The organism is Pedobacter sp. KBW01 (assembly GCF_003852395.1).
GTDB lineage: Bacteria > Bacteroidota > Bacteroidia > Sphingobacteriales > Sphingobacteriaceae > Pedobacter.
On the sequence record NZ_QAJQ01000014.1, the window covers coordinates 22,864 to 46,909 of the forward strand.

The 24,046-nt window shown below is 39.7% G+C and carries 24 protein-coding genes; 12 read left to right on the forward strand and 12 right to left on the reverse strand.

The window, feature by feature from the left end; translation table 11 throughout:
- Positions 1 to 3: 3 nt before the first annotated feature.
- Both DBR40_RS15600 and DBR40_RS15605 read right to left on the reverse strand, forming a co-directional pair.
- Positions 4 to 999 carry a fumarylacetoacetate hydrolase family protein gene (locus DBR40_RS15600; RefSeq protein ID WP_124560689.1) on the reverse strand — a complete coding sequence of 332 codons (996 nt, stop codon included), beginning with the start codon at positions 997 to 999 and terminating at the stop codon, positions 4 to 6.
- A gap of 67 nt (positions 1,000 to 1,066) precedes the next feature.
- Entirely contained in the window at positions 1,067 to 1,540 is a 474-nt protein-coding gene (locus tag DBR40_RS15605; RefSeq protein ID WP_124560690.1) for a hypothetical protein, read from the reverse strand.
- A gap of 277 nt (positions 1,541 to 1,817) precedes the next feature.
- On the opposite strand from DBR40_RS15605, the gene DBR40_RS15610 reads away from it, so the two are divergent.
- Together DBR40_RS15610 and hppD are read left to right on the forward strand one after the other, a co-directional pair.
- On the forward strand, positions 1,818 to 2,978 hold the full coding sequence (locus DBR40_RS15610) for a homogentisate 1,2-dioxygenase (protein ID WP_124560691.1): 1,161 nt from the start codon (positions 1,818 to 1,820) through the stop codon (positions 2,976 to 2,978).
- Positions 2,979 to 3,114: 136 nt separating this feature from the next.
- Positions 3,115 to 4,245: a 4-hydroxyphenylpyruvate dioxygenase gene (gene hppD / locus DBR40_RS15615; RefSeq protein WP_124560692.1), complete on the forward strand. Its 1,131-nt coding sequence runs from the start codon at positions 3,115 to 3,117 to the stop codon at positions 4,243 to 4,245.
- Between the two features lie 294 nt (positions 4,246 to 4,539).
- Here the strand turns inward: hppD and DBR40_RS15620 are convergent, their stop codons facing one another.
- Complete coding sequence (locus DBR40_RS15620) at positions 4,540 to 5,340, reverse strand: energy transducer TonB (protein WP_158674059.1); 801 nt, start codon at positions 5,338 to 5,340, stop codon at positions 4,540 to 4,542.
- Between the two features lie 459 nt (positions 5,341 to 5,799).
- Here DBR40_RS15620 and DBR40_RS15625 point away from each other — a divergent pair, with 459 nt between their 5' ends.
- Complete coding sequence (locus DBR40_RS15625) at positions 5,800 to 6,258, forward strand: hypothetical protein (RefSeq protein ID WP_124560694.1); 459 nt, start codon at positions 5,800 to 5,802, stop codon at positions 6,256 to 6,258.
- 2 nt (positions 6,259 to 6,260) lie between these two features.
- Here the strand turns inward: DBR40_RS15625 and DBR40_RS15630 are convergent, their stop codons facing one another.
- The 7 genes from DBR40_RS15630 to DBR40_RS15660 form a co-directional block, all read right to left on the reverse strand.
- Positions 6,261 to 6,779: a DsbA family protein gene (locus tag DBR40_RS15630; protein WP_124560695.1), complete on the reverse strand. Its 519-nt coding sequence runs from the start codon at positions 6,777 to 6,779 to the stop codon at positions 6,261 to 6,263.
- Positions 6,780 to 6,781: 2 nt separating this feature from the next.
- Positions 6,782 to 7,243 carry a redoxin domain-containing protein gene (locus DBR40_RS15635; RefSeq protein ID WP_124560696.1) on the reverse strand — a complete coding sequence of 154 codons (462 nt, stop codon included), beginning with the start codon at positions 7,241 to 7,243 and terminating at the stop codon, positions 6,782 to 6,784.
- Positions 7,244 to 7,321: 78 nt separating this feature from the next.
- On the reverse strand, positions 7,322 to 8,239 hold the full coding sequence (locus DBR40_RS15640) for a DUF58 domain-containing protein (RefSeq protein ID WP_124560697.1): 918 nt from the start codon (positions 8,237 to 8,239) through the stop codon (positions 7,322 to 7,324).
- A gap of 272 nt (positions 8,240 to 8,511) precedes the next feature.
- Positions 8,512 to 9,726 (reverse strand): PQQ-dependent sugar dehydrogenase, encoded by a 1,215-nt coding sequence (locus DBR40_RS15645; RefSeq protein WP_124560698.1) that lies wholly within the window; start codon positions 9,724 to 9,726, stop codon positions 8,512 to 8,514.
- Between the two features lie 127 nt (positions 9,727 to 9,853).
- Positions 9,854 to 10,174 carry a thioredoxin gene (gene trxA, locus DBR40_RS15650; protein ID WP_039482143.1) on the reverse strand — a complete coding sequence of 107 codons (321 nt, stop codon included), beginning with the start codon at positions 10,172 to 10,174 and terminating at the stop codon, positions 9,854 to 9,856.
- A 155-nt stretch (positions 10,175 to 10,329) separates the two neighbouring features.
- Entirely contained in the window at positions 10,330 to 14,763 is a 4,434-nt protein-coding gene (gene dnaE, locus DBR40_RS15655; RefSeq protein ID WP_124560699.1) for a DNA polymerase III subunit alpha, read from the reverse strand.
- A gap of 164 nt (positions 14,764 to 14,927) precedes the next feature.
- Entirely contained in the window at positions 14,928 to 15,368 is a 441-nt protein-coding gene (locus tag DBR40_RS15660; protein WP_124560700.1) for a lipocalin family protein, read from the reverse strand.
- Between the two features lie 229 nt (positions 15,369 to 15,597).
- Between DBR40_RS15660 and mdh the strand changes: the two genes are divergently transcribed.
- From mdh to DBR40_RS15705, 9 genes are all read left to right on the forward strand, one after another.
- Positions 15,598 to 16,536, forward strand: coding sequence for a malate dehydrogenase (mdh, locus tag DBR40_RS15665; protein ID WP_124560701.1), 939 nt, complete (start codon positions 15,598 to 15,600; stop codon positions 16,534 to 16,536).
- A gap of 148 nt (positions 16,537 to 16,684) precedes the next feature.
- Positions 16,685 to 17,110 (forward strand): aspartyl protease family protein, encoded by a 426-nt coding sequence (locus DBR40_RS15670; RefSeq protein WP_124560702.1) that lies wholly within the window; start codon positions 16,685 to 16,687, stop codon positions 17,108 to 17,110.
- Positions 17,111 to 17,174: 64 nt separating this feature from the next.
- A complete protein-coding gene (locus tag DBR40_RS15675) occupies positions 17,175 to 17,615 on the forward strand; it encodes a hypothetical protein (RefSeq protein WP_124560703.1) in 441 nt (146 codons plus the stop codon).
- Positions 17,599 to 17,994: a group III truncated hemoglobin gene (locus DBR40_RS15680; protein WP_124560704.1), complete on the forward strand. Its 396-nt coding sequence runs from the start codon at positions 17,599 to 17,601 to the stop codon at positions 17,992 to 17,994. Before DBR40_RS15675 ends, DBR40_RS15680 begins: the two co-directional genes overlap by 17 nt.
- Before the next feature lie 63 nt (positions 17,995 to 18,057).
- On the forward strand, positions 18,058 to 18,594 hold the full coding sequence (locus DBR40_RS15685; RefSeq protein ID WP_124560705.1) for an SRPBCC family protein: 537 nt from the start codon (positions 18,058 to 18,060) through the stop codon (positions 18,592 to 18,594).
- A gap of 170 nt (positions 18,595 to 18,764) precedes the next feature.
- A complete protein-coding gene (locus DBR40_RS15690; RefSeq protein WP_124560706.1) occupies positions 18,765 to 19,442 on the forward strand; it encodes a response regulator transcription factor in 678 nt (225 codons plus the stop codon).
- Complete coding sequence (locus tag DBR40_RS15695; protein WP_124560707.1) at positions 19,443 to 20,792, forward strand: sensor histidine kinase; 1,350 nt, start codon at positions 19,443 to 19,445, stop codon at positions 20,790 to 20,792.
- 465 nt (positions 20,793 to 21,257) lie between these two features.
- A complete protein-coding gene (locus tag DBR40_RS15700) occupies positions 21,258 to 21,755 on the forward strand; it encodes a hypothetical protein (protein ID WP_124560708.1) in 498 nt (165 codons plus the stop codon).
- Positions 21,756 to 21,782: 27 nt separating this feature from the next.
- Positions 21,783 to 22,709, forward strand: coding sequence for a bestrophin family protein (locus tag DBR40_RS15705; RefSeq protein ID WP_124560709.1), 927 nt, complete (start codon positions 21,783 to 21,785; stop codon positions 22,707 to 22,709).
- Positions 22,710 to 23,067: 358 nt separating this feature from the next.
- On the opposite strand, the gene DBR40_RS15710 is transcribed toward DBR40_RS15705, so the two are convergent.
- Together DBR40_RS15710 and DBR40_RS15715 are read right to left on the reverse strand one after the other, a co-directional pair.
- Positions 23,068 to 23,544, reverse strand: coding sequence for a hypothetical protein (locus DBR40_RS15710; RefSeq protein ID WP_124560710.1), 477 nt, complete (start codon positions 23,542 to 23,544; stop codon positions 23,068 to 23,070).
- A 37-nt stretch (positions 23,545 to 23,581) separates the two neighbouring features.
- Positions 23,582 to 23,920, reverse strand: a complete 339-nt coding sequence (locus tag DBR40_RS15715) for a PadR family transcriptional regulator (protein ID WP_124560711.1) — start codon at positions 23,918 to 23,920, stop codon at positions 23,582 to 23,584.
- Between the last annotated feature and the right edge of the window lie 126 nt (positions 23,921 to 24,046).

A 24,046-nucleotide genomic window follows, 5' to 3' on the forward strand; every position in this document is an offset into this window, starting at 1 on the left:
GTCTTACTTCTTAAGCGCCAAAATCGAAAAATCCGTATCAGCTTTCGTAATGTTATTCGTTAAAGCGCCTAATCCAGTAATTTCCATTTCTACCACATCGCCGGGCTGTAACCACTGTACTTTATAGTTCGGATCGTTAAGTAAACCAGTACCGTTTAATTCTAAGAAACAGCCTGTACCTACTGTACCCGAGCCAATTACATCACCAGGAAGAATGTCTACGCCATAGGCACAACGTTCTATAATTTCGGCAAAAGTCCAGTCCATATCTGCAGCATTCCCTCTCGAAACTTCAATACCATTTACCCTACAAGTCATTTTTAAATCGTAAGTATTACCTACATGACCTTCTTTTGCAGGTACTTTATATTGTAATAACTCATCTGGTGTTACCAGCCAGGGGCCAATAACCGTCGAAAAATCTTTCCCTTTGGCCGGGCCTAAGTTTAAGAGCATTTCTTCCATCTGTAAAGTACGGGCACTCATATCGTTCATTACCATATAACCGGCAATGTAACTATCTGCCTCTGCTGCAGTTATATTCCTTCCTTTTTTACCAATTACAACGGCAATTTCAAGTTCAAAATCGAGTTTTTCAAAATGATCGGGCATACACTCAATTTCGCCTGTACCTTGGATGGCATTATGGTTGGTAAAATAGAAGATCGGATATTCATCAAACTGCGGAATCATATCAACCTTTCTGTTCCGGCGTGCGGCAGCAACGTGCTGTCTGAAAGCGTATCCATCACGGCAACTTGCAGGATGCGGAACTGGTGCTAAAAGCTCATAAAAAATTTCTTCCTTGGCCTGTAAACTACCTTCTTTTATCTGGTCATCTACCCTTTTGGCCCTTTCCATTAACACTTCACCACCTTGCAAAAATTCGTTCATATTATCCGGCAGCAGCTTATCACAGCTGTTCAGATTATAAATATGTCCGTTTACAAACACGCCAAGATGCTCTCTGTCTTCGGTTTTATAGGATACTAATTTCATATATCATTTGGTTAAATACCTGGCAAAGCTAAGCAATTAGGCTACTCAAAATAAAATTTAAACGCTATTATTTTAACACAGTATATTTTTGAAGGTTTGGTTTGATTAGCGGAAAATCTTTTGCTTGCAGTTGTTTATAGAATTTTTTATTGGATAAAAGTTCACCAATTAACAGGCCTCCGGCTACACCGGCAGGTACTCCTGCTGCAATTAGTACAACAGATTCTAGCAGTTTTTCGCTCTGAACTGCGATCACAAAAAAGGTTAAGCCACCAGCCAGTGCAAGCGGACCAACAATCCCTCTGCGGTGAATGTAAAGCGCACTAATACTATCGGCACTTAACTTTACAGTATCTCTCCGGTTTTTAATTACAGTTAGTCCATCATCGTAGGCAGCATAAAACAATCCACGGGTTACCTTCCCTTTACGATCTACTATTTTAATTTTATACTTCGCTTTTGGCGTTGGTTGTTGTACTTGTTGTGCAAAACCGCCGTAGCCGAAGGCCAAACAGCATAGGATCGTAAAAATAAGTTTCATGTGCGGGATAATTTGTTGAGCAATTAAAGATAATTAAAATTTCAAATTTTAAATAAAATACTTACCTTGGCTGCATTAAAACCATGATCTTAAAAGCATTACATATTACCTTAGTAAACGACGCAATTGCGGCCCGTCGCTATAAGATGCTATCCAAGCTGATCATGGCTCAATATTCTCTATAATTTCTTTTCACTTTCTCTTTTTTAATTGAAACGCATTGGCGTTTGAATTGTTTATTTCTTAGGATTTTTTTCTAACCATAACATCATATATTATGCCTGTTTATCATAAATTGGGGCAGATTCCAGCTAAACGACACACGGTTTTTCGTAAACCCGACGGGAATCTCTATGCCGAAGAATTGGTATCAACCGAAGGTTTTTCGAGCGTATACTCGCTGGTTTATCACTGCTACCCGCCAACCATTGTAAAACACCTGGGCGAACCTTACAGTGTTGAGCCAAAAATAGCCCGTGCAAAGCACCTGAAACACACCAGCCTAATCGGTTTTAACATTAAACCTGAAGACGATTTTCTAAAAAGCAGAAAGTCGGTACTAGTTAATAACGATCTACATATCGTTCTGGCTGCACCTAAAAAATCGATGACTGACTATTTCTATAAAAATAGCCAGGCCGACGAAATGATCTTTATCCATGAGGGAACCGGAAAGCTGAAAACCGGTTTTGGCGAAATCAAATTTGGGTACGGCGATTATCTGATTATTCCCCGTGGAACCATTTATCAGCTCGAATTTGATACCGAGCAAAATCGCCACTTCATTGTAGAAAGTTTTAGCCCGTTAAGGTCGCCAAAAAGGTATTTAAACCAATATGGCCAGTTAATGGAACATGCCCCCTATTGCGAGCGCGATTTACGCCTCCCCGAAAACCTGCAAACGTACGATGAATATGGCGACTTTCAGGTCCTGATTAAAAAACAGGGATTAATTTATCCTTACACTTATGGCACTCATCCTTTCGATTACGTAGGCTGGGATGGCTACCATTACCCCTACGCTTTCTCGATACACAATTTTGAACCAATTACCGGTCGTTTACACCAACCTCCTCCCGTTCACCAAACTTTTGAAGGACACAATTTTGTGGTCTGCTCTTTTGTACCACGTAAATATGATTACCATCCCGATGCTATACCAGCACCTTATAACCACAGCAATGTAGATAGCGATGAGGTATTGTATTATGTAGATGGCGATTTTATGAGCCGTAAAAGTGTGGTAAAAGGACAAATTACCTTGCACCCGGGCGGAATCCCACACGGGCCGCACCCCGGCACAGTAGAAAAATCGATTGGGCAGGAAAAAACTGATGAACTGGCCGTAATGATTGATCCTTTTCTTCCTTTAATGATTACCGAAGATGCGCTGGCCATTGAAGACGAAAATTACCACAAAAGCTGGCAGGAAGGGTAGCTGAGTTGGGAGTCATGAGTCCTAAGTCTTAAATCCAGAGTCTAAAATGGGAGAAAGCTAAAATAGATGAATATAAAATAGTTGAATGATATTAGAACATTAGAACTTTAAAACGATTACAACAACAAAAAATATAATGGAAACACAAACATTTGCAGAAAAGATAGCCAAGGCACAAGATTTCCTACCAATAAATGGAACTGATTACATCGAATTTTATGTGGGCAATGCCAAACAAGCTGCTCATTATTATAAAACAGCATTTGGTTTTCAGAGCCTGGCTTATGCCGGCCCCGAAACTGGTGTGCGCGACAGGGCATCATATGTACTGCAGCAAGGAAAAATAAGGTTGATCTTAACCACTGCTTTAAAATCCGATCACCCGATATCTGAGCATGTAAAAAAGCATGGCGATGGCGTAAAAGTACTGGCCCTTTGGGTTGATGATGCCTACAGTGCTTACGAAGAAACTACCAAGCGCGGAGCTAAATCGTATATGGAGCCTAAAACCTTAACCGATGAATATGGCGAAGTTAAAATGAGTGGCATTTATACTTACGGCGAAACGGTACACATGTTTATTGAGCGTAAAAATTATACCGGCACATTTATGCCTGGCTACCGTGTGTGGGAAAGCGACTACCAACCTGCCGATGCTGGTCTTTTATACATCGACCATTGCGTGGGCAACGTGGGTTGGAACCGCATGAACGAAGCCGTACAATGGTATGAAGATGTAATGGGCTTTGTAAATATTTTATCATTTGATGATAAGCAAATCAATACCGAATACTCGGCCCTGATGAGCAAGGTAATGAGCAACGGCAATGGTTTTTCTAAATTCCCGATCAATGAACCAGCCGAAGGCAAAAAGAAATCGCAGATTGAAGAATACCTGGAATATTACGAAGGTGAAGGCGTTCAGCATATTGCGGTTGCCACAAAAGATATCGTTAAAACGGTTAAAGAACTTAAAGCACGTGGTGTGGAGTTTTTGAGTGCACCACCAGAAGCTTATTACGACATGATGCCGCAGCGCGTAGGGAAAATTGATGAAGAAATAGCCCTTTTGGAAAGCCTGGGTATTTTGGTTGATTGCGATGAGGAAGGTTATTTATTACAGATTTTTACCAAACCAGTAGAAGACAGGCCAACGCTTTTCTTCGAAATTATACAACGTAAAGGTGCACAAAGCTTCGGTGCGGGTAACTTTAAAGCCCTTTTCGAATCGTTAGAGCGCGAACAAGAATTGAGGGGTAATTTGTAATCACGTTAGTAATTTACATAAAGAGACTGTTTCTTAAACATCGATTTTCAATCCTGAGGGTAATTTATTGGATAAAATCAATATTAGTGACAGCCCCTTCGGAGTCGTCATTGCGAGAAGGCTTTTTCAGCCGACGAAGCAATCTTACAACGATCGCTACTTAGCGAGCGCATTAAGATTGCCTGCCTGCCTGCCTGCCTGCCTGCTGCAGACAGGCTTCGTTCCTCGCAATGACGATTGTTTTATATATCTTTCAATGACTGCTCGAAATGACGACATCTTTAAATCAAAAAATTAAGGATTAGGCAATCTGCATTCTGCAAAGTAGCTAAATTTGGTACTTACCGTCTGGCCATTTTTGATGGCGGCATTCCACTTCGGACAATCTTTCATCGCATCCTTTGCAACTTCATCCAATCCAGCTCCTAACCCTCTTAATACCTTTACGTTCTTTACATTGCCATCATAATCTATTTTAAAGCTAAAATAAATTCTTCCTTCTACTTTATTTTTCAGGGCTTCGGCTGGGTACTTAATGGTTTTATAGAAATACTCCTGAAGCGCCTGATATCCGCCAGGAAAATTAGGTGGCGTATCTACTTCTTCAATCCCATAAGTATTAATATCGGGTGCAGTTAAAGTCCGGGGAGGACTTGATGTCATTATTGTCACATTAGGTAGTTTAACATAATCAGCAGGTATAATTGCATTCTCATCAACTTCTGTATTTGAACCATTTCCTATTATAAATTTAACACCAAGGCTATATTTTCCATTCATGGTTTTAGGCAGCTCGGTATATGTTGAAATCAGAGTTTTAACATTTTCACTCAGCCCTTCTAAATTCAAAGCGGTTTCTACGTGTTGTATCTGGCCATGCTCTACCTTGAGTAGAAAAATACTGGTGCCCTGTACATTCTGTAAGATTGCTTTACCTGGATACTTTACATTGGCGGCCATATATTTATAAAACCCCTTTAACTGAAGGGCTGGCACTTTAGTTGTAGAATCTGTCGCATTTTGGGCAAAAGTTGGCAAGATTGTAAACAGCAATAAGAATAACGTACTTAATGCAATGAGTTTGCGGTAATTCATGTTTATATATTTAAGGCGTAAATATATCATTTGATTTAGTACCTGTTTAATTTTTTAAATAAATTCTTGATGCACCAACTAAGGAGTTGAGATTCCCACTTTCGTGGGAATGACGATCTACTAATTAACCCCTTATACAAGTCCAATCAATAGCTTGTAACATCAATAATGCAATCAACACGAGGCGGGGTTTCTTCACTAAAACTTCATAATTGAAGTGCACCTTTGAAATAACAAAACACGAAGCGATTTCTATTTTGTTAAATTCTAAAAACTCATAATTAGTTTTTTAGTTTTCCGGTTACCCTTATCTGATACCTCATGTATTGCAAAATACATGAGGTTTTTTTTTATTTTAAGACCCTGATTTTATGGCTACAAAATCTGCAATAGATTTATTTTAAAAAAAGCGATAACTTACGGTTACTTATTCTGTTTTAAAACAAATAATCTCAAATTATGCTCGCTAAAGAATTAGGAATATTCATGATCCTCTGTTATGGAGCGCTAAAAATACCATTTCAGGAAATAAAGAGTCAACATGATCCAGTAACGAAAGATAAAATAGCTGCTCAAAAACCTAAATCCTCAAAACCAATGTCAAACGATGTTACCAACAAGCAAAACCCCGTTTACCTGGAAGCGCTTAAATATACAAATGATAGCAATTCAGCAACATTTGCCCAAATCACGTTCAAAAATAGAACTAAAGAAATCATAACGTACATTTCCTTTTTGCTGGATGGTAATGTAGCTAAAGGATGCAATAAAGCTTACGAAATAAAGCGGAAGATTAAGCTTAAACCCTATCAATCCATTACTATTTCCCAACGTTTAGCTAAGGATGACTGTGAAGTGCACGAGGTCAAAAATCTACGTATCAAATATACAATGATTATTGACTTCACTCTTGACTAAAGCTATTCGGTACTTTCCTTAAGCATCTGGTACAGGTCGGTTGCACCCCCATCAAACTTGGCTCCGTTTACATAAAATGACGGGGTTCCGTTTACACCGCTGCGTACACCACTGTCGAAATCATTTTCTACTTTCTCTCTCAACGCATCAGAAACACTGTCTTGCTGAAACTGTTCGAGATCTAAACCGATTGTTTCGGCCAGTTCATCAAATAAATCGCTATTTAACCGGTACTGGTTTTCGAAAAGGGCATCGTGCATTTCCCAGAACTTGCCCTGTAAACCAGCCGATTCGGCTGCTAAGGCTGCAGGGAGGGCATACTGATGTGCGTTAGCCAGCGGAAAATGACGGAAGATAAATCTGATCTGGTGACCAAAAGCCTCTTCAATTTCTTTAAGAATGGGATATGCATTTCCACAATAAGGGCATTGATAATCGCCAAACTCTACAATGGTAACTGCTGCGGTATCATCGCCCTGAATATGATCGTTGCTGTTAACTTCGGGTTTTAATGTGCTCATAATTATTGCTGATCAAGTTTTTCCAATGCCTCCAATATCCCATCAGCGCCAGGGTTAACCGCAATGGGCGATAAATAGCTCCAGACAATTTTACCTTCCTTATCAATTACAAAAAGCGCCCTTTCACTTGTTCCGGTTTTTTCGTCGTAAACCCCATAAGCTTTAGAAACAGCACCTTTGGGTTCAAAATCGGCCAGTAAAGAAAAATGCAACTTCCGGTTTTCTTCAAAGGCCAGGTGGCACCACGTGCTATCAACCGATATACCGAAAATCTGCGCATCGTGTTTAATAAAGTATTTGAGCATTTCGTTGTAAAGCGCCATTTGATCGCTGCAAACCGGGCTCCAATCGGCCGGATAAAAGGCCAGGATTACATTTTTGCCTTTAAAATCTTTGAGTTTTATTTTTTGATCGGGCGTAGCATGCAATTCAAAATCAGGGGCTATGATGCCTTTTTCTAACATATTATGGAGTTTAAATTTAAATCAAGTATGATATTAACACAGCTACCTTCCTGTTGTTTGCCTCAAATTGGTTGGATACTACCCCAACTTTTGTCGTTTAATGAGGTAAGCCTGTAATACCGGATAAAACCCTTCGTTCATATCTGCATCAATCAAATCAATTTTATACTGGGCACATTTTAAAGCAATTTGCTGACGATAACCGGCCACCGCAGCGGTGTAATTTTCTTTAACCTGATTGGTATGTACCTTAATGGTTTCGCCGGTTTCCATATCAATAAACTGGTAAGGACGGTTTTCGAACTCAAAATTTACTTCTTTGGTTTTATCGACCACATTGAAAACCACCACTTCGTGCTTGTTAAACTTAAGGTGTTGCAATGCATCGAAAAACTCATCGGTTTTTTCGGCACTGGTTTCGGTATTAAACAAATCGCTGAAAATAACTACCAGCGAACGTTTGTGAATCAAATCAGCAACCTGATGTAAGGACTCGCTCAAATTGGTTCTGGCATTTACTTTAGGTTGCTGCAACAGCTCTTCTAGCTGGGCAAATAAAAATTTCTGATGTACTGTAGTCGATTTTGCGGGCGAATTTAGCAATATCTCGTCGGTAAAAAGACTCAAACCAAAAGCATCGCGCTGCTTTTTTAGCAGGTACATTAACGAGGCTGTAGCCTGTATAGCAAAAACCAGTTTGTTGTTTTTAGGCTCAGGAAAGTACATCGACGAAGAAGCATCGATTACGAACTGGCAACGCAGATTGGTTTCTTCTTCGAAACGTTTGCTGTAAAGTTTATCCGTTTTAGCATAGAGCTTCCAATCGATATTTTTCACATTATCGCCGTTATTATACTGGCGGTGCTCGGCAAACTCGACCGAAAAACCATGAAAGGGACTTTTATGCAGACCAGTAATAAAGCCTTCTACTACTTGCCGGGCAAGTAATTCTAAATTACCATAGCTTGTTTCGTTTTCATAGTTTACTGCCTGCATAGCGTAAAGCTAATAAAAGATTTATAAAAAATGGCTGCATCATCAATATAGGATTGTCATCCTGAGCCTGTCGAAAGACCTCAAGATATCTCCCAAAGTACCCATCGATATTTCTTATGATGTATGGGACTATACCTTTTGAAGTCAGGCTCCAAACTTATTTACTACCCCTACCAAACCTCACAGTTTTTTAAAACCTGTGAGGTTTACCTGAGAAAAAAACACCCCGCAAGTTTTGAACCTGCGGGGTTGTATTGAAAAACAATTTCAGTTTATTTCTTAGCGATGCGGTATAAATGCCCGTTATCGGTTACCGAATAAAGTGCACCATCTTTTTCTACCATATCCCTAAAACGTTCGCCTTTACCTTCCAGTAATCGCTCTTCGCCAACAATTTTATCGTTTTTAATTACCAGACGGATGATATGCGAGCCACCCAGCCCCCCCACAAATAAGTTGCCTTTCCATTCGGCTATGCTGCTGCTGTTGTAAAAAGCAATACAACCCGGCGAAATACTCGGATTCCAGTAGTACACCGGTTGTTCCATGCCTTCTTTCTGCTGAATACCATCGCCAACCTGCTTACCGCTGTATTCTGTTCCGTAGGTAAGAACTGGCCAGCCATAGTTTTTACCTGGTTTAATGATATTGACTTCATCGCCACCTTTGGGACCAAATTCTGCTTCCCATAAATCGCCGGTTTGCGGATTAATCGCCAAGCCATCAGGATTGCGCAAACCAAGTGCATAAATTTCGGGGCGGGCATCAGCCTTTCCGGCAAAGGGACCATTGGCTACTGCTTTACCATCAGTAGTAAGGTGTAAAATTTTACCCAACGAAGAATTCAAATACTGTGCCTGCATACGGATATCGTTTCCCGACCGCTCACCTGTACTTACAAATAAATTACCGTTTTTATCAAAAACAATACGCGATCCGTATTGCAGTTTACCTGTATAAGCTGGTGTAGCCCGGTAAATAATGGTTTGGTTTTCTATCTCAGTTTCACTCGCAGCCAATTTCCCCTTAGCAATAGCCAGTAAAACGCCCTTATCCTGCGGCTCTGAATAAGCCCAGTAAACCATCCTGTTTTTGGCGAAGTTCGGGTCTAAAGTTACATCCAATAAACCTCCCTGACCTGATGGATCTACTTTTGGCAAGCCCGTAATCTTCTTACTTAATTTTCCATCGGCATTTAAAATAATCATGGTACCCTGTTTTTGCGTAATCAAAAACCTGCCATCCGGAAGTACCGATATGGCCCAGGGATTTTCTAACTTTTCGTTAATAACCGAAACATCCAGGGCTGTTTTAGTTTTTACGCCAGCAATTCTGGTCTGCCCTGCAAAAGCTGGTTTATAATCAGCCGAAGGTGCATTGGTTTCGACCGGATTTTGTGCCGAAACACAGGCCATATTTACACAGTTTAGTGCTAACCCGGCTAATAAAACGCCTAAAGTTTTGTTATTTATTAAATTAATAGACATGATTGTTAGTTTTTTATTAAAGAAACAAAAATAAGTCTGCATAAAAAAACCCAAATCCATTAAATAGATTTGGGTTTTAAATATGTTACAAGCCCCGAAGGCTTAGTTATTTCTATCTCGGCTTAAACTAAGCTAGTTGCTTGTTTAATTTTTCTGCTAATACTGATTTTGGAACAGCACCAACTTGTTTGTCTACTACTTCACCACCTTTAAAGTATAATAAAGCAGGAATATTGCGGATACCAAACTGCATTGAAATTTGAGGGTTGTTATCAACGTTTACTTTTCCAACTACCGCTTTACCATCATATTCTTTAGCGATCTCTTCTACTACTGGACCAACCATGCGACAAGGGCCACACCATTCTGCCCAAAAATCTACTAATACGGGTTTATCTGATTTTAATACAAGCTCCTCGAAGTTTGCATCTGTGATTTCTAATGCCATAATTAATTTTTTTTATGTTCAAATATATGTATTCAATTGTAATGCCACCAATTCTGTAATGCCAATTTGACATTATTTTGGTAAAAGCGCAAAGCGGGCTTCGCAGAGCGCATAGCGTTTGATAAGCCTAAACGCTGAGCGCCAAACGCCAAACGCTAGTTTAACTTGTAATTAACAACATTTAAGCCCAGTAATTGTTCCAGGAACTTGTTGTTTGGGTTTATTTTAAGACTTTTAGAGCTAAGATCTAACATAATCTGTTTTTCACTATCAAAAACGGCAAAGTTAAGTTGGCAGTTTTGCTGCTCAGAGTTTGCCTTATTGTCTGCTAATATCGCCTCTATTTCACGCATCAGCTGATCGTTTACCCGTTCAATAGGTACTTGTATGGTTAAACTTTTGGCCAGTTTATCCCTCAGTTCCGACATTAAGTTAATTGCTGTGATCTTAAATTCCCAATCGCCAGCCTTACCGAAACGTTCGCCTACCCTACCCCTGATTTGCAAGAAGTATCCTTCGGTTAAAAACGATTTAAACTTTAGGAAATCTTCGCCAAACAGCGCCATTTCTGAAGCATCGTCGTAATCTTCGAAAACAAAGGTACCAAAGGGTTTCCCGGTTTTGGTAATGCGTTGCGATGCCGTTACCACCAAACCACCCACACAAAGCTCCCGATTTTTCAGTTTATCAAATTCGGCCAGCACCTCTTCATTACTATCGCCCATACGCACCTTGTTAATAATACTTAACTGCTTAACGTTATGGGTACAGAATTTATCGAGTTCTAATTTATAATTATCCAGCGGGTGCCCCGAAAGGAAAATCCCGATGGCATCTTTCTCATATTTCAGTCTGTCCATTAACGCCCATTCAGGCGAAACCGGTAATGAAGGTTCTAAAATCAAATCTGCTTTGGAACCACCAAACAAAGAAGCCTGTGAAGTACTCTCGTTGTTCTGAAAATCGTTGGCAAATTTGATAATCTTCTCGATCCCGTTCATTTTATCGTGCGGACCAATATAAAAAAACTGTGCCCTATGCCCGCCAAAAGCATCGAAAGCACCGCTATACACAAAACTCTCGTAAGCTTTTTTATTTACAATACGCGTGTTGGAGCGTTTGGCAAAATCATACACACTGGCATAAGGTCCGTTTGCCGACCGCTCTTCAATGATACTTTCTACCGCCTTTTCTCCAACTCCTTTTACCGCCGACATACCGAAACGAACTTCGCCTTTGGCATTTACCGAGAATTTAAGGTCAGATTCGTTCACATCAGGTCCCAATACGGTAACACTCATCTGGCGACATTCTTCCATAAAGAAAGCCACCTGCTTAATATCGCTCATGTTATTGGATAGTACCGCAGCCATGTACTCAGCCGGATAGTGTGCCTTTAAATAAGCCGTTTGATAAGCAATCCAGGCATAACAGGTAGAATGCGATTTATTGAAGGCGTAAGATGCAAAGGCTTCCCAATCTTTCCATATTTTCTCTAAAACGGTGGCATCATGGCCTTTTTCCGAAGCCTGTTTCACAAACTTAGGTTTCATTTTATCGAGTACGTCTTTCTGTTTCTTACCCATCGCCTTACGCAAAACGTCGGCCTCACCTTTGGTAAAGCCAGCCAGCTTTTGCGATAAAAGCATTACCTGCTCCTGGTAAACGGTAATTCCGTAAGTTTCTTTTAAATATTCCTCGCAGGCATCTAAATCGTACTTAATTTCTTCCTCGCCATTTTTACGGCGAACGAAACTCGGAATGTATTCCATCGGTCCCGGACGGTATAAGGCATTCATGGCAATTAAATCGTCGAACACCGTTGGCTTAAGCTCCTTCATGTACTTCTGCATCCCCGGACTCTCATACTGGAAAATACCAATGGTTTCACCACGCTGGAAAAGCTCGTAGGTCAATACATCATCAATCGGGAAATTATCGGGATTGAGATCAATTTGATGCCTTTTCTTAACCAGTTTTACGGTATCTTTTATCAGGGTTAAAGTTTTTAACCCCAGGAAGTCCATTTTTAATAAGCCAGCGCTCTCTACAACCGAGTTATCAAACTGGGTAACATATAAATCAGAATCTTTAGCAACCGAAACGGGAACGAAGTTGGTGATATCACTCGGCGTAATAATTACCCCGCAGGCATGAATACCAGTGTTACGTAATGATCCTTCTAAAACCTGTGCCTGCTGAATGGTTTCGGCACTTAAATCTTTTAAACTACCCAGGTTTTTAAGTTCTACTACCTTTTCATATTCATCAGGGCGTAAAGCATCTTTTAAACTCTTTTCGTCGAGGGTAAAGATTTTGGCCAGCTTCATATTCGGAATCAGCTTTGCAATTTTATCGGCCTCAAACAAAGGTAAATCCAATACACGCGCTGTATCGCGGATAGATGATTTGGCGGCCATGGTACCGTAAGTAATAATCTGCGCTACCTGGTTGGCACCGTATTTATTAATTACATAATCCATTACACGACCACGTCCCTCATCATCAAAATCGATATCAATATCGGGCATGGATACACGATCGGGATTCAAGAAACGCTCAAAAAGGAGATCGTATTTAATCGGATCGATATTGGTAATACCCAAACAGTATGCTACTGCAGAACCTGCTGCCGATCCCCTGCCCGGACCAACCGATACATCGAGGTTACGTGCTTCGGCAATAAAATCCTGCACAATCAGGAAGTAACCGGGATAACCTGTTTTTTCGATGGTGGCCAGCTCGAAATCCAAACGTTCGGTAACATCATCTGTTAAGGTTCCGTAGCGGCGTTTGGCACCTTCGTAGGTTAAATGTCTCAGATATTTGTTTTCACCTCTTTTTCCACCGTCGGCTTCATCTTCTGCGACTAAAAACTCTTCAGAGATATCGAATTTAGGTAAGAGTACTTCGCGGGCAAGCTTGTAGATTTCGATTTTATCGATAATCTCTTTAATGTTTAAAATTGCTTCCGGCAAATCGGTGAAAAGCGCTTTCATTTCATCGGCCGACTTGAAGTAATATTCCTGGTTGGGTAAACCATAACGGTAACCGCGGCCACGGCCTATCGGCGTTGCCTGCTTTTCGCCATCTTTTACACAGAGTAAAATATCGTGCGCATTGGCATCTTTTTTATTTACGTAATAAGTATTGTTGGTTGCTACCAGCTTAACCGCATGTTTACGGGCCAAAGCTATCAGCGTTTCGTTTACTCGGTCTTCATCTTCCTGGTTGTGGCGCATAACCTCCAGGTAGAAATCGTCGCCAAACATTCCCTTCCACCAAATCAGTGCTTCTTCTGCCTGGCTTTCGCCCATGTTCAGGATTTTGTTCGAAATCTCTCCGCCCAGGTTACCCGATAAAACAATAATATCTTCTTTGTATTGTTCAATAACCTGCCTGTCGATACGGGGCACATAATAAAAACCCTTGGTATAGGCTATCGACGACATTTTGGCCAGGTTATGATAACCTTTTTTATTCTTCGCCAGCAATACCATCTGGTAGCCGTTATCTTTTGCCGTACGGTCTAAATGGTTGTTACAAACAAAAAATTCAACCCCAACAATGGGTGTCATTACCACCTCTGTTGGGCGTTCGCCGGCTTCTATTGCTGCAGCATTTTTGGCTTCGGCGGCTTTATTGTGGTTCAGTACGTGGTTTACAAAGTGAAAAGCCCCCATCATATTGGCATGATCGGTCATGGCTACAGCTGGCATTTTTTGTGCTGCAGCGGCTTTTACCAGATCGGAAATACTAATGGTACTTTGTAATACTGAAAACTGCGTATGGTTGTGTAAATGTACAAAAGTTGCTGCGGCGAGTTCCTGCCTGTTGCCGGCAAGCTCCTGTTTAGAAATACCGCCACCTTCAGCTTTTTGAATGCGTTTACGGATTTCATCAGATGCTGCTTTTAAATTGATGTGCGTTAAACCTACACCTTCAATTAAACCCGGATTTACTTCCCTGAAACGTGGAAAGTATTCTACATCAACCTGTAATTCTTCTTTTTTAAAAACCTCTCTTTTTACCAGCTCCAGGAAACAACGGGTAGTTGCTTCAACGTCGGCAGTAGCATTGTGCGCTTCGCTAAACGGAACACCAAATAAATAAGAGTGCAGCTCGGTTAGGGTTGGTAGCTTAAACCTGCCCCCTCTACCGCCTGGCAATTGTAAAAGCTGTGCGGTAACTTCGGTACAGGTATCTAATACCGGCATTTCGGCCATGCGGTTGGCTACACCAAAACGGTGAAACTCGCAACCCATGATATTCACATCGAAGCCAACATTTTGGCCTACTATAAATTTGGCTTTGTTTAATACCTCGTTAAATTTTGCCAGCATTTCATCAAAACCAATGCCTTGCTCTGCTGCTAACTCAGTAGAAATACCGTGGATTCTTTCTGCATCGTACGGAATATTAAATCCCTCTGGTTTAACCAGATAATCCTGATGTTCAACCAATCTCCCCATCTCATCGTGAAGCTGCCAGGCAATCTGAATACAACGTGGCCAGTTATCCGTATCGGTAATGGGTGCATTGTAATTACGTGGCAAACCAGTGGTTTCGGTATCAAAAATTAAGTACATATTGTGCGGTAAAGAATTAGCCGTTTCAGAATAATAACGGTTCTTCAAAAATAAGGAATTTGATAGCGGAAGTTGTCAGCAAATTATCAACAAAAAATGACGAATAAACCTTTCAAGCAAACCTATCAGGTTTTCAAAACCTGATAGGTTTAGCCAAAATGCTCCTAACTCACCAGTTTACTCACCTCATAACCTTTCTGCCTGCACCTTTCAATAATATGCACCAATAAATCAGCTTCCATTTTGGGTTCGCGGGCCATAATAAAAAGGTACTTTTCTTCAGGGTGCCCTACTACCACGTAACTGTAATCGTCGGCCAGTTCTATAATCCGGTAGCCGATTTTAAAAGGCCATAAAAACTGGGCTTTCATACCGCCATTGTGTACCGCCGCATCAAAAAACAGTTTAGAAGTAATTGATTTCTCTTCGACCTTGCCAGCTTTATGGTAAGCGGTATACACATCAAAATGATCATTATCAGCCAAAGTGTAGGTTTCAGTAGTCTGTTTCCAATGTTTATCCATTAAAGTCGGGATCGAATACAAAGAATACCATTTGCCTTCAAAGGCTTTATAATCGATATCCGAAATAGGTTTATTTTCCATGATAATAGGCTTTAATCAATAACCATCAGATTAGAAATAAAGTTTTAACGATCACCACGCAATGTTTCCCATCCTTTATGGGTGCGACTCCTGCAAGTATCAATTGCGAGCCTTTTAGTATCGATTGCACACTTATCAGCCTATAAAGTTTTCAAAAGCATTTTTAAACCTTATATTTATTTATACCTTCGATTGATATTTATACAGCAAACCATAAAATTTTAGATATATGAAAGTAACGGTTGTAGGAGCAGGCGCAGTTGGCGCAACTTGTGCAGATAATATTGCACGAAAAGAACTGGCGAACGAGCTTGTATTATTAGATATTAAAGAAGGTTTCGCCGAAGGTAAAGCCATCGATATGATGCAAACCGCAACCCTTTTGGGTTACGACACCAAAATTACCGGCGTAACAGGCGATTACAGTAAAACTGCAGGTTCGGATGTGGTGGTTATCACATCAGGTTTGCCACGCAAACCGGGTATGACACGCGAAGAACTGATTGGCATTAATGCCGGCATTGTAAAAGGTGTAGCCGAAAATATATTAAAATTCTCTCCGGAGGCGATCATTATCGTGATAAGTAACCCGATGGATACCATGACTTATTTAGCCCTGAAATCGTTAGGCCTACCTAAAAACCGGATTATTGGTATGGGTGGCACCTTAGATAGCTCGCGCTTTAAGTTTTATTTATCACAGGCTTTAAACTGCAATCCTAACGATTTGCAAGGTTTTGTAATTGGCGGTCATGGCGATACCACCATGATTCCATTAACCCGTTTGGCTACTTACCAAAGTTTACCGGTAAGCAATTTACTTGATAAAGCTACTTTGGATAAAGTTGCTGCCGACACTATGGTTGGCGGTGCAACCTTAACAGGTTTGATTGGAACTTCTGCCTGGTATGCCCCCGGTGCAGCTGGCGCAGCTTTGGTTGAAGCCATTTTACGCGACGAGAAAAAATTATTTACCTGCTGTGTTTCTTTAGAAGGCGAATACGGTCAGGATGACATCTGTTTAGGTGTACCGGTGATTGTTGGCCGTAGCGGCTGGGAAAAAATAATCGATTTTAAATTAACTGATGATGAGCAGGCAGCATTTAACAAAAGTGCCGATGCCGTTAGAAATATGAACAGCGTACTGGCAGAAATGAAATTGGTTTAGTACGCCCTTCACTTCTTTTTTGCCACGGAAACACCGAAGCACAGAATAGATTTATTATCTGTGTATTTCGTACCTCCGTGGCATTTTTTTATGCTTAACCAGATTGTTGCCCTGAGCGTATTTAAAGGGCAATAACAAATAATAAACAATGAGATCAATTTCAATACCGCTTAAACTTATTAACCTGCAAGACGATGGCTTTCACCTTTTGGTAGAAGTTGTTATTTTTAAAGATACCCATTTAGTTGTACTGGATACAGGAGCTTCGCGCAGCGTGTTCGATAAGGCCCTCATTGAGCAACACCTTGCCGCAACCCTTCAGGTATCCGAAGAAATTAATGCGGCTACACTTTTTACTACCACAACCACCATTCAGGCTACCATCCCAGAGCTGAAAATAGGTTTGTTAAAAATCAAAAATTACGAAACCGTTGCTTTCGATCTTCAATCGGTGAGCGATACCTACCAGCAATTTGGCCACCCTCCTATTTCGGGCATTATTGGGGGCGATATTTTAATGCAGTATAAAGCCGTTATCGATTACAACAAAATGATTTTAAGGCTGTATAAATAAAGATTATTTCTTTTTATGACCCTAATCATTTTTTACAATTCATTAAAGGTGATATTTGTATCAAATGAAGAAGTTAATCGCATGTTTTTGCCTCATTTTCTGGGCAGGATTAATTGCCGGGATCAGTTTTTTAGAAGCACCGCTTAAGTTTCAGGCTCCCGGCATTACCATTTCATTGGGTTTGGGCATTGGGCAGTTGGTTTTTCAGGCGCTCAACAAAATCGAAATTACCCTGTTAGCCGTTGTTTTAATTTGTTCCTTTCCGGCACCTTTCAAAAACATTAAAAGTAAGCTACTTGTTATACTTACCCTTATCTTACTGGCCGATACTTTTTGGCTGTTGCCATTATTAGATGAAAGGGCAAAACTGGTTTTGGCAGGCATGCCACCAGCCACAAGCCATCATCATATTTTGTATATCATCATCGAAAGCATCAAACTTTTACTACTAATTGTACTTGGGTGCTTAAACCTAAACTCATTGCGCTATGAAAAACGATATTAATAACAGGGAAGACATTATTCTTTTGGTTGATAGCTTTTACAAGGGGGTGCAGCTAAATGATAAAATCGGACCGATATTTACCCAGATAGCGAAAGTAGACTGGCAGCACCACCTACCCAAGATGTACGATTTTTGGGAAAGTATCCTTTTTGGCAAAGCGATTTACAAAGGCAACCCTATGCTTACCCATTTTGCCATTAACGATAAAGCACCCTTGCAAACAGCAGAGTTCGGCATTTGGAAAAACCTGTTTTATGAGACCGTTGATGATTTATTTGCAGGGCCAAATGCCGAAACTATTAAGCAAAAGGCGCAGTCTATTGCCGATTTAATGCATTTTAAATTGAATGCCCTGCCCACAAAAATCAAAATCGTTTAAACAAATTTTGTTTTGATTTATACTGGTTTCTTTATAAATTTAAGTTAACCAAAACAATCAAATATGAAATTTCTGAAAATCTTAGTAGGTATTATTGTCGTACTGGCAATTATCTTTGTTATAGGCGGACTGGTATTACCAAAAACCTATTCAGTTAGTCGCAGCACTGTAATTAATGCACCCGATAGTGTTATTTACAGAAACATTGCCGATTTTAAAGAGTTCTACAAATGGAATCCATGGGCTAAAATGGAACCAAGTGCCAAAACAACTTACGCTGGCACGCCTGCTCAACCTGGCCACATTTACACATGGGAAGGTAAAGAAACCGGACAGGGATCGATGACTATATTAACAGCAAAACCAAGTACAAACGTAGATATTGAGCTTAAATTCATTAAACCTTTCGAAAGTTTGGCCGATACTAAATTCGACATTCAGCCTGATGGTACCGGCCAGAAAGTAACCTGGACCATGAGCGGCGAAAACAATATGATTTCTAAATGGATGTGTGTTTTCGTAAGCATGGATAAAATGATAGGCAAAGATTTTGAGGATGGCTTAAAATCGCTGAAAGAAAAATCAGAAAAAGGAAGCTAATTTTAGCTAACAAAAATAATTAAGGCTTCTCAATCGCAATTGAGGAGCTTTCTTTTTGCTGTCTAAAATTCAAACAATTGTGTCGGTTTCGCGTTAAAAAAGCATTAAAAAATAACTTCTGGCGCTAAATATTTTGTATTTCGCTATTTTTTAGATTATTTGCTACTTAAATGAATTTATTACTTGTAGAAGATGAACCGAGTGTGGTTTCTGTGGTATCGAGAGGACTTACGGAAGAAGGCTTCACGGTTAGTATTGCCCCCGATGGGTTAATCGGGAAACAGATGGCCACAGAACATGATTTCGACCTCATCATTCTCGATATTATGCTACCCGGCATAAACGGTCTGGAGCTCTGTAAAATTATCAAAACACAGAAACCCCAAACCCCCATTATTATGCTTACCGCATTGGGTACTACCGAAAATGTAGTAAACGGGCTCGATAACGGTGCCGACGATTACCTGATTAAACCCTTTAAGTTTGCCGAACTTTTTGCAAGGATAAGAATGTTGCTTAGAAGATACAACGGCATTACTACCCAGGATCAGATTATTAACATTGCCGACCTGCAAATTAACCTTAGTGCCAAAACGGTAAAACGCAACCAGCAGGAAATCGTACTCACAGCAACAGAATACCGCCTCCTCGAATACCTGGCTAAAAATAAATCGAAAATTTTATCGCGGATTGATATCTTAGAGAATGTTTGGGATATAGACTTTAACCTTGGTACCAACGTAGTTGATGTTTACGTAAACTACCTCCGCAAAAAAATAGATAAAAACGCCGGTCAGAAACTCATCCACACTGCCGTAGGCCTCGGTTATGTGTTAAAAGAAAAATAAATGAAGATCGCCAAAAAAATCACTTTACTCTTTGCCATTCTCTCGGCCGTTATTATTTCCCTGTTAAGTGGTTTTGTTTGGTATTTCTCTAACGAATTTGCTTTCGAAGACTTTTACAAACGTTTAGAGGCCAGGGTTAAAATTGCCGCCCAGATTAAACTCTATGAAGATGTTAACAACACTGCTTATGCCAAAATGCGTAACCAGTACCTGGAGCGCCTACCTTCCGAAAAAGAATATATTATGCGGGCCGGAGAAGTTAAAGCGCTCGATCGCAAGTTGCCAGCAAGCTTTTACAACCGGATAAAAACAGGCGCCATGGCCCGATACCGGGTTGAAAACCACTTTTATGCCGGCAAATTCTTTGAAAATAAAAATAGCGGTTACATCGTTATTGTTTCTGCAAACGATCCCTTTGGCTTTCGGGAGTTGAAAGACCTGCAAAGAATCCTGATCATCGGTTTTTTCCTCTCGGTTATTTTATCGTTCATTGTAGGCTGGAAATTCTCCAACTACATGCTGATGCCATTGCGCAACATTATTAAAAGCGTAAAAAAAATCAAGGCCGAAAATTTGCACTTAAGGCTTGATGTTAAAGATGGAAATGATGAAATGTCGCAACTGGCCCAAACTTTTAACAACATGCTTAACCGTTTGGAAACTGCTTTTGAAACGCAAAACAATTTCATCAGCAATGCCTCGCACGAATTAAGAACACCTTTAACCATCATCAGTGGCGAAGTAGAACTGGCCATGAAAACCATCGATGACCAACAGAAACAGGAGAAGGCCTTATCTAAAATTAAAGACGAAGCCGAGCGGTTGGAACATATCCTAACAAGTTTATTGGGTTTAGCCCAATCGGGCTTTAACGGAAAAAACCAACCCTGGGAAGAAGTAAGAATGGACGAACTGCTCTGGGAAATTAAAGATTCGGTTAACCAGGTACATCCCAACAGCAAAATCGAAATCGACTTTAGCAAACTCCCAGACGATGAAAACCTGCTTACTTTAAGGGCAAACAAGAACCTCATGAAACTTGCCTTAAACAATATTGTGAGTAATGCCTGCAAATATTCGAATGAAAAGCTGGTAAGTGTTAGTATAGAAAGCAATGCCAACACCCTTTCTATTGCCGTTACAGATAGAGGTATCGGAATTCCCCAAACCGATATCCAGCATATATTCGAGCCCTTTTACCGCGCATCAAACACCAACGATTTTAAAGGTTATGGCGTGGGGCTTCCCCTTTCTTTAAACATTATCCGCCTGCACCGTGGTAGTATTGCCATCAAATCGCAGGAGGGCGTAGGTACTGAGATTAAGGTTTTGTTACCTATTAAAGTTTAATTCAATGGTTCCATTAATCATTGGTCATTAGTTAATAGACTAATCGTTCAATAGGGAATGCGTTGTTTATATATCATTTATTTATAGTCTCTCCCTTGATTATTGTTTTTTGGTTATTATTTCTTGTTCATGCATTATTAATTGATAGTCTCTCCTTTGGTTATTATTTCTTGGTTTAGTTGCTCCGTGTTAATCTCCTTAAATCTGCAGGAAAATAATTAATTGTAAATCTATTTCCTCGCCCGCTGATTTCGCAGAATACGCTGATAAGCATCCATTGTTTAATCTGCGGGAAATAATAATGCAAACCAGTTATTGTTTTTCTACCAGCACAAATGAACCAATAAACAGTTAATTCCAAAAAGGTGTACATTCTAATCTCATTCTAATACCATTCTTATTTCGCTGTAATAACTTCGGGCTAAACTTGTATAAATATTTAATTCATTTAAACAAGATAAAGCCATGAAAACAGTTTTAGTACCTACCGATTTTAAATTAGGAAGCATTAACATTATCGATGCGCTTGTTCAAAACCAGCGTAACGAAACCCTGAATATCATTTTTGTACACGCTTTTAAATTATCAGATTCGATAACCGATATGCTGATGTTAAGCCGCCGCAGCCGCGACTATGAAAACATAAGCGACGAATTTTATCAGCAATTAAACGAGGTTAAAGCAAAATATGCCGGTCAGATTGGCGCAGTAGGCCTTGAGTATTTTTACGGAAGTACGGTTGCTGCCTTTAAAAACTTTATCGAAGCTTTTGATGTAGACTGTATTGCTTATTTAGATGGCTACAACTTTACACCCATCAACAAATATAGCATCGACCCGAAGTTTTTAACCGGACGTGCCGGATGCCCAGTAATTCAGTTAACACCAACAAGTGTTTTGGCCACAGAAAATTTAATCGATACCAAGATTCAGGAAACGCAGTTGCAGGAAGCAAGTGCTTAATCAAAAATCATTTAAAAAAATTATCATATGCTGTTACGAAATAATATTCCGCTCACTTATATATTCGGGAAGATCAAGAAAGAACTTCTGTTTGTTATAGGCTACTCAATAGGTATCGTAGTGCTATACGAAAACTTCCATGTTACGCGTATATCCATTCCAGTTGCAGTACCGGCATTATTGGGAACCATCATTTCCCTGTTATTGGCATTTCGTTCGAATCAGGCTTACGATAGATGGTGGGAGGCCAGAATCCTATGGGGGGCCATAGTTAACGATTCGAGATCAATCTCCCGCCAGATATTGTCGTTCGTAGAGAATCCTTATGGCTCCGATGAGATTGAAGCCTTTAAAGAAAAGTTTATCAAAAGACAGATTGCCTGGTGTTATGCTTTAAGCCAATCGTTAAGAGGATTTAACGCCCGAAAAGGATTGGAAGAATACCTGAGTGCCGAGGAAATGGCTTTTATTAAGAAACGTAAAAATGTAACCACTTCTATACTGGAGTTACATGCTATGGACCTTAAAAAAGCTTTACAGGAAGGCTGGATAAATAAATACCAGCAAATAGAGATCGATAAAACCATTACAGCCTTGTGTAACCACATGGGCGGTTCGGAAAGGATCAAAAACACGGTTTTTCCGGTTACCTATAGCAAATACATCAATATGTCTATTCATTTATTTATTGTATTGCTTCCATTTGGTTTGATAGAATACTTCGGATATATGGAGGTACCTCTGGTTGTAGCTATTGCAGCGTTTTTTCTTTTAGTAGAAAAAATGGCGGTACATCTACAGGATCCATTCGAAAATAAACCGACTGATACACCAACCACCACCATTTGCAGAAACATTGAACGCGATTTATGCCAGATGCTGGATGACAATAAAATATACGAGGATAAACCTCAAACAGAACTGGCTCCTGTAGGATCGTACTACATTTTGTAGGGCCAGTCGATAAAGAAAATCGTTTGATAGCGGTTAGTTAAGTACTACGGTTTGTTCCTTGGATGAGGAGCGGCTGTAGTTAAGTGTACAAATAATAAAAGCCATTCGAAATTTTTGAATGGCTTTTTTGTGTACTATCTTATAACCCAACAAAACTAGTTATACAATATGTTATATTTCTCTATTAATGATTTACTTTCATTCATGCCCGCCTTTGCGGTTTTTAAAGCTGCTATGAAATAAACTATAAATAACACAACTGATAATGCAGCTGCTAACTGCCATGCGATCATTGATAAAACAGTAGTACTTGCAGACATTTTATTTATTATCAAATTGGCAAAAAACAACCCCGTACCTAAAAAGGAAAGGAAGTTCCAGATTTAAAGGAAAGGTATTTTTTATAGTCTTTGATCAGAAAATTGGTTAACAATACACCAGCGGTAATAACAAGTAATCCGATGATAGTGAATTTGTAAAACTCATCCTTCCCTATAAATGCAAGCATTTTATAGAGCGCCAACACTGAAAAACATACAATTGAAATATACCTGAAACCAAAAAAAGAAGTAAAACTTTTCCAGAAAAAGCGGTTATATCTTTTCTGAATGGCATTAACAATTCCATTTACAATAACATTAAAACCTAAAACCCCGAAACCTTTGTAGGTTCGTTTAAGTGCGTTTTCAAAATCCAGATCGGGCTTATTGGTCATCTTTTCTTCTACAGATGAAGCCACATGGTCTAAAATTTCCATCTGCACATCAATATAAGAAATACCCTTTTGCCGGATAAAACGTCTAAGCTCCTCTAATTGTTCTTTAGTTAAGTTCATTCTTAAATGATCAAAATTTTTCTGTTGTTAATTTCCTTTAAATTACTGGCTTCAAGTTTAACAACACTTGTAAATGACCAATAAAATCCTTTGCTTCCTGAAGCTTATTTATCACTTCTTTCTCACCATCTTTAGATAAAGAGTAATATTTCCTAAGCCTGTTTCCAACCACTTCTGTAGTGGTTTCGAGCAAACCTTCGGCTTCGAGTTTGTGCAATGCTGGATACAGCGCACCTTCTTTCAACAGTAATTCTCCTTTTGTAACCGATTTTACCTTTTGCGTAATTTCATAACCGTACATCCGCTCATTTTCTGATAAAAGATTGAGGATAATGGTTTGTAAGGTGCCTTTAAATAATTCGTTATTAACTGCCATAGGTCAAATGTATAAAAATACAAATACATAAGAAAACTATGTATATAAATTTTAGAATTAATATCATTAAAAAACAAAAACCCTTTCCAAGATTTAACTTGAAAAGGGTTAATTATTTAGCTTTCT

Excerpts from the sequence above, each read along its gene's own strand:
- DBR40_RS15600 (WP_124560689.1), bottom strand. The coding sequence starts at position 999 with ATGAAATTAGTATCCTATAAAACCGAAGACAGAGAGCATCTTGGCGTG.
- DBR40_RS15605 (WP_124560690.1), bottom strand. The coding sequence starts at position 1,540 with ATGAAACTTATTTTTACGATCCTATGCTGTTTGGCCTTCGGCTACGGC.
- DBR40_RS15610 (WP_124560691.1), top strand. The coding sequence starts at position 1,818 with ATGCCTGTTTATCATAAATTGGGGCAGATTCCAGCTAAACGACACACG.
- hppD (WP_124560692.1), top strand. The coding sequence starts at position 3,115 with ATGGAAACACAAACATTTGCAGAAAAGATAGCCAAGGCACAAGATTTC.
- DBR40_RS15620 (WP_158674059.1), bottom strand. The coding sequence starts at position 5,340 with ATGAATTACCGCAAACTCATTGCATTAAGTACGTTATTCTTATTGCTG.
- DBR40_RS15625 (WP_124560694.1), top strand. The coding sequence starts at position 5,800 with ATGCTCGCTAAAGAATTAGGAATATTCATGATCCTCTGTTATGGAGCG.
- DBR40_RS15630 (WP_124560695.1), bottom strand. The coding sequence starts at position 6,779 with ATGAGCACATTAAAACCCGAAGTTAACAGCAACGATCATATTCAGGGC.
- DBR40_RS15635 (WP_124560696.1), bottom strand. The coding sequence starts at position 7,243 with ATGTTAGAAAAAGGCATCATAGCCCCTGATTTTGAATTGCATGCTACG.
- DBR40_RS15640 (WP_124560697.1), bottom strand. The coding sequence starts at position 8,239 with ATGCAGGCAGTAAACTATGAAAACGAAACAAGCTATGGTAATTTAGAA.
- DBR40_RS15645 (WP_124560698.1), bottom strand. The coding sequence starts at position 9,726 with ATGTCTATTAATTTAATAAATAACAAAACTTTAGGCGTTTTATTAGCC.
- trxA (WP_039482143.1), bottom strand. The coding sequence starts at position 10,174 with ATGGCATTAGAAATCACAGATGCAAACTTCGAGGAGCTTGTATTAAAA.
- dnaE (WP_124560699.1), bottom strand. The coding sequence starts at position 14,763 with ATGTACTTAATTTTTGATACCGAAACCACTGGTTTGCCACGTAATTAC.
- DBR40_RS15660 (WP_124560700.1), bottom strand. The coding sequence starts at position 15,368 with ATGGAAAATAAACCTATTTCGGATATCGATTATAAAGCCTTTGAAGGC.
- mdh (WP_124560701.1), top strand. The coding sequence starts at position 15,598 with ATGAAAGTAACGGTTGTAGGAGCAGGCGCAGTTGGCGCAACTTGTGCA.
- DBR40_RS15670 (WP_124560702.1), top strand. The coding sequence starts at position 16,685 with ATGAGATCAATTTCAATACCGCTTAAACTTATTAACCTGCAAGACGAT.
- DBR40_RS15675 (WP_124560703.1), top strand. The coding sequence starts at position 17,175 with ATGAAGAAGTTAATCGCATGTTTTTGCCTCATTTTCTGGGCAGGATTA.
- DBR40_RS15680 (WP_124560704.1), top strand. The coding sequence starts at position 17,599 with ATGAAAAACGATATTAATAACAGGGAAGACATTATTCTTTTGGTTGAT.
- DBR40_RS15685 (WP_124560705.1), top strand. The coding sequence starts at position 18,058 with ATGAAATTTCTGAAAATCTTAGTAGGTATTATTGTCGTACTGGCAATT.
- DBR40_RS15690 (WP_124560706.1), top strand. The coding sequence starts at position 18,765 with ATGAATTTATTACTTGTAGAAGATGAACCGAGTGTGGTTTCTGTGGTA.
- DBR40_RS15695 (WP_124560707.1), top strand. The coding sequence starts at position 19,443 with ATGAAGATCGCCAAAAAAATCACTTTACTCTTTGCCATTCTCTCGGCC.
- DBR40_RS15700 (WP_124560708.1), top strand. The coding sequence starts at position 21,258 with ATGAAAACAGTTTTAGTACCTACCGATTTTAAATTAGGAAGCATTAAC.
- DBR40_RS15705 (WP_124560709.1), top strand. The coding sequence starts at position 21,783 with ATGCTGTTACGAAATAATATTCCGCTCACTTATATATTCGGGAAGATC.
- DBR40_RS15710 (WP_124560710.1), bottom strand. The coding sequence starts at position 23,544 with ATGAACTTAACTAAAGAACAATTAGAGGAGCTTAGACGTTTTATCCGG.
- DBR40_RS15715 (WP_124560711.1), bottom strand. The coding sequence starts at position 23,920 with ATGGCAGTTAATAACGAATTATTTAAAGGCACCTTACAAACCATTATC.